Raw genomic sequence first — 4,127 nt, 5'->3', positions numbered from 1 at the left:
TGCCCGGGGGAGAGGACTGCCGGCCGCGAGTTTGGCGCCAATCGTCGACGCAGCGATCCTCTCCCCCGGGCAGGGGGAGAGGTGGCCCGAAGGGCCGGTGAGGGGGTGATGCCGAACCGAGCCGGCGAAGCCGGTTCGGAGCGGATAATGTCCATATGCGATTGCCCTGCCGTTCTTACGGGGAGAAGGTGCCGGCAGGCGGGACCGAAGGACGGGCAGTGCGGACGGTCAAGGTAAAAACCCCCGGTATAACAAGGTTGGTTCAATCGATCGCCTTGACGCCCCGCCCGACGGCAATTGCCGAATGGTGGCGGGCCTGTTAATTTTTCCGTGTCAGGCGGTGAGATAGCGTTCCTGGCCTCCTCAAGATGAAAACAAGGTCCATGGCGTCTTCTCCGATCCGTTTCTCCAATCTCAAGATGGAATATTCCCCCTATCCGTTCGGGGTGATCGCGCCGGTGTTCGACGAAGCGCTCTATTCGGAACTGCTCGACACGTTTCCGCCGATGGAGCTTTTTCAGTTCCATTCCAAATTCGGGAACAAATATTCCCTGTCGGAGAAGAGCAATCGCCCGCAGTACGAGAAGTTCATCGCGTCGCATCCGGCGTGGCGGCAGGTGCATTCCTATGTGAAGAGCGACGATTTCGTGTTTTCGGTTCTCGATGCCTTGCGCAACCGCAACGTCGATCTCGGCCTCTCGCGCGCCGGGCAGTCGCGGGCCAAAAGAGTCCGCAAGACGCTGAAGAGCCTGATGCAGGGCAAGCTGCCCACGGTGGAAAGGCCGCTTTATTCCCGCTTCGAATTCTCGGCGCTGCCGGCCGACGGCGGCATCGTCATCCCGCACACCGATTCGCCCGGAAAATTCGTCACGATCGTCTTCTCCATGGTCAAGCCGGGCGATTGGACGGACAATTGGGGCGGCGGCACCGACCTGCTCGTAGCGAAGGACGTGACCAGGAGCTACAATTTCATGAACGCCCAGGTGCCTTACGAGGAAACCGACACCGTCGCCACGGTGCCCTACAAGACCAACCAGGCGATGATCTTCGTAAAAACCCACAACTCGCTTCACGGCGTCCGCAAGATGGTCGGGCCGGAGGGTGCGGTGCGCCGCACGCTGACCGTGGTCATCGAGCGCGGCTAGGGCTTTTCGCGAAAAAGGTGGTGACTTGGGTTTCTCCTTAAGCAAGCTTTTCCGCAAGAAGCCTCGCGAAAAACGCTCGACCGCGTCGCTCAAGGCAATCGCGGCCGCCGACGGAACGATCGCGTTCTACGCCGGAAAGTCGGCGGGCCGGCCGCGCTTCGTCTATCGCCGCCTTGCCCAGGCGCTCGACACGGCGGCTGGCCCGACGGAGCGTGCGTCCGCCATCCAGTCGTTTCGCGACGAGCTCAAGACGAACGGCAGCCGGGGCGAGGGGCTGAAGCTGCGCATGGTCCTGCCGCCCTTCCTGGAAAGGCGGCTGCGACCCGGCGAGCGCGCCGAGCTCGAGCCCTGGCTCGCGGCGCTGCGGGCCAGGCGCAGCCGCCTGCGCGATGCCTTCCCCGACTGCGCCGACGAGTTCAGCCTCGCGCCGGCGTTTCTCGACAGTGTGCTCGGTGTCGAAAAAAGTCCGGCGATCGAGCAGCGGACCCGCATCTTCACGATGGGCTCCTGCTTCGCGCGCAACATCGCGGTCTTCCTTCAGGCGAACGGTTTTACGGCCGAAGCCTTCATGCAGACCGAGGACCTGAACTCGCCGTTCTCCAACGCCCGCATGTTGAGTGTCGCCTCGGCCCCGCCCGGCGAGCGCCAGGCCTTCGTCGCGGACTGGATCGAGACGCTCTATCCCGAGGAGAGTTCCGAGCGCCGCGCGGCCCGGCGCGACGAGGCGCTCGGGCGGCTTTCCGGGCTGGCCGATTCGATTGCGTCGGCCGAGGTCGTCATCGTCACGATCGGCAGCGCGCTCGATTTTTTCCTTCCCGCCGGCGCATCGGCAGGCGGCGCGACGGGGGAAGGCGAGGTTGCGCCAAAATTCCTGCTGCTCGCCGACACCGAGGACGCGGACAAGCGGGCGGGCCTCGCGCAGCGCCTCAAGGCGCAGGGTGCGTCGTTCCGGCTGGGGACTTTCGCGGAGTCGAAAACCGCGATCGGCCGCTTCTACAGCGCGGTGCGCGCGCTCAACCCGCATGCGCTCTGCCTGTTCACGCTTTCGCCCGTGCCGATGGACAGCGCGATCGGCCTGCAGAAGATGGCTCCCGGCGGCGCGGCCGAAATCGACTGCGTCAGCAAGTCGACGCTGCGGGCCGCCCTGTATGAGGCGATGGCCGAATGGATCGCAGCCGATCCGAAGGTGCACTATTTTCCTTCCTACGAGATCGTCCGCTGGATTGCCCCCAACCTGCCGATCCAGACGTTCGGCGCCGAGGACGCCTCCGCCCGCCATGTCTCGGAGCAGGTGCTGAACGGCGTCTGCGACTATTTCCTCGACCGCTTCGGAATGGACCGAGTTGCCGCAAACCAGGATCCAAAAACAATGCCGTCGAAACACCCGGTGGGGGCTGACTAGGCAATATCTGGGCGATTTGCCTTGACCGCCCCTGCGGCCTCACTGTCCTGCCGGACATCTTCCCCCGTTTTCGGCTGGGCAAGCGCATACGTCGAAGACTAGCCGAGGCAATCCAAGACTGTCGTCATTCCCGACCTCGTGAGTGAAGCGAAGCGGAGCGGAGAGTGTCGGGAATCCATGCCTCGGATTCGAAATCACAAAGCCGATGCAGAACCGGTTCTATTCTACGATACAAAACCCCGGTCAAAGCAGATGCCACGCAATATCGTGCCAGTGCGGATTGTTTTCTTCAATCAACTTGACCTTCCATTGGCGCGGCCATTTCTTGATCGCCTTCTCGCGTTTGATGGCGTCAATCACCCAGTCATGTTCCTCGAACCACACCAGGCGCATGACGCCGTACCGGGCTGCGAATTTCGAACCCGTTCCGGTTCGATGTTGAAGAAGACGGCCCGCAAGATCGGAGGTCACGCCGGTGTAGAGCGTTCCATTCTTTTGCGACGCCAGGATGTAGACATAGCCCCGCCTGCCCATTGAAGAAGCTTAGCATGGTTTTGGTCTGCCTTCTCATCGAATGGCCAATTCTTTATAGGCTGCCGACGGATGAGCCGGCCCATGCAGTTCGATGTCATCCGGCGGTCGAGATGCGACGGCCCGTTGCCGGACCTGTTGGGCAGGGGCTCGCGCCGGACGTTGCTGAAGGGGCGCGGGGCTTGGCCGGACACAGACCGTTCTTCGTCGACTTTGGCTTCGCCACCTCCGAGGCATGGATTCCCGACACTCTCCGCTCCGCTTCGCTCGCTCACGAGGTCGGGAATGACGACATCGTTGATGCTTCAGGCTAATCGCCACCGTCTTCGTTTCAGCAAACCGCCACCTTCGTCGCTTCAGCCCATCGCCAACGTCGGAGATTAGCGGAAACGCCCCACGCTTCGTCATCCTGGGGCGGAGCACGAGCGAAGCGAGTGCGGAGACCCTGGGAACCATGCCGTACCGGTGACGAAACGTTCCGGCGGTCCCGATAACAGCGAGCAGAACATGCCGAAAACGGGGATGAAAAATCACCGCCAGACAGAAAATTTTCTTGGACACACGCCGACAGTCACCACCAAGCCATTGTTTTTGCTGATTGCGCTTTCTCCCGCCTGACACGCGAAACACCGCCAAACAAGATTCTCATCCCCCTCCCCAGAACCTGCCTCATACTTGTCGCCGGTTCGGCTGCGGGAACGGAAGGGAGGCGGCAGTGGAGTTTGGAGACGCGAGTACGACGATCGAGCGATACCGGCAGGCGCTGAAACATATCCTGCTGATGCTCATCGGCATGGCCGAGATGGGTTTTGGCAGGCCGCTGTCGCTGGTGCTTGGCGAAGCCGCTGTCGCTCCGAGATTGGGACGCGCCGGAAAGACCGGGCGGAACAAGCCGTCTCCGCCGCTCTGCCTTCCCCGCCACCTCTACCGCGCCATTCTGCTGCTGCTGCGCCCGGCCGAATCCGCCGCCCGGCGGCTGATCATCGCGGCGGCGCAAGGCATCGTGGTGACGCTGCCGCCGTTTCGTCCGCGCAAGCCAAAACCAAAAA

General features: G+C 62.5%; 4 protein-coding genes and 1 pseudogene. 4 read left to right on the top strand and 1 reads right to left on the bottom strand.

Going from position 1 to position 4,127, the window contains the following annotated elements:
- Positions 1-383 precede the first annotated feature (383 nt).
- Together ACH196_RS17025 and ACH196_RS17020 are read left to right on the top strand one after the other, a co-directional pair.
- Positions 384-1,145, top strand: coding sequence for a hypothetical protein (locus tag ACH196_RS17025; RefSeq protein WP_396648102.1), 762 nt, complete (start codon positions 384-386; stop codon positions 1,143-1,145).
- Between the two features lie 25 nt (positions 1,146-1,170).
- Entirely contained in the window at positions 1,171-2,547 is a 1,377-nt protein-coding gene (locus tag ACH196_RS17020; protein ID WP_396648101.1) for a GSCFA domain-containing protein, read from the top strand.
- A 243-nt stretch (positions 2,548-2,790) separates the two neighbouring features.
- On the opposite strand, the gene ACH196_RS17015 is transcribed toward ACH196_RS17020, so the two are convergent.
- On the bottom strand, positions 2,791-3,081 hold the full coding sequence (locus ACH196_RS17015; protein WP_396648100.1) for a GIY-YIG nuclease family protein: 291 nt from the start codon (positions 3,079-3,081) through the stop codon (positions 2,791-2,793).
- A gap of 462 nt (positions 3,082-3,543) precedes the next feature.
- On the opposite strand from ACH196_RS17015, the gene ACH196_RS17010 reads away from it, so the two are divergent.
- Together ACH196_RS17010 and ACH196_RS17005 are read left to right on the top strand one after the other, a co-directional pair.
- Positions 3,544-3,696: a hypothetical protein gene (locus tag ACH196_RS17010; protein ID WP_396648099.1), complete on the top strand. Its 153-nt coding sequence runs from the start codon at positions 3,544-3,546 to the stop codon at positions 3,694-3,696.
- 97 nt (positions 3,697-3,793) lie between these two features.
- Positions 3,794-4,127 (top strand): annotated as a pseudogene (locus tag ACH196_RS17005) (hypothetical protein); the annotation flags it as partial.

Source organism: Mesorhizobium sp. IMUNJ 23232 (assembly GCF_044326205.1).
GTDB lineage: Bacteria > Pseudomonadota > Alphaproteobacteria > Rhizobiales > Rhizobiaceae > Kumtagia.
This window is presented reverse-complemented; position numbering and strand designations above follow the sequence as displayed.

Coding starts and splice junctions, on each gene's coding strand:
- ACH196_RS17025 (WP_396648102.1), top strand. CDS start 384: ATGGCGTCTTCTCCGATCCGTTTCTCCAATCTCAAGATGGAATATTCC.
- ACH196_RS17015 (WP_396648100.1), bottom strand. CDS start 3,081: ATGGGCAGGCGGGGCTATGTCTACATCCTGGCGTCGCAAAAGAATGGA.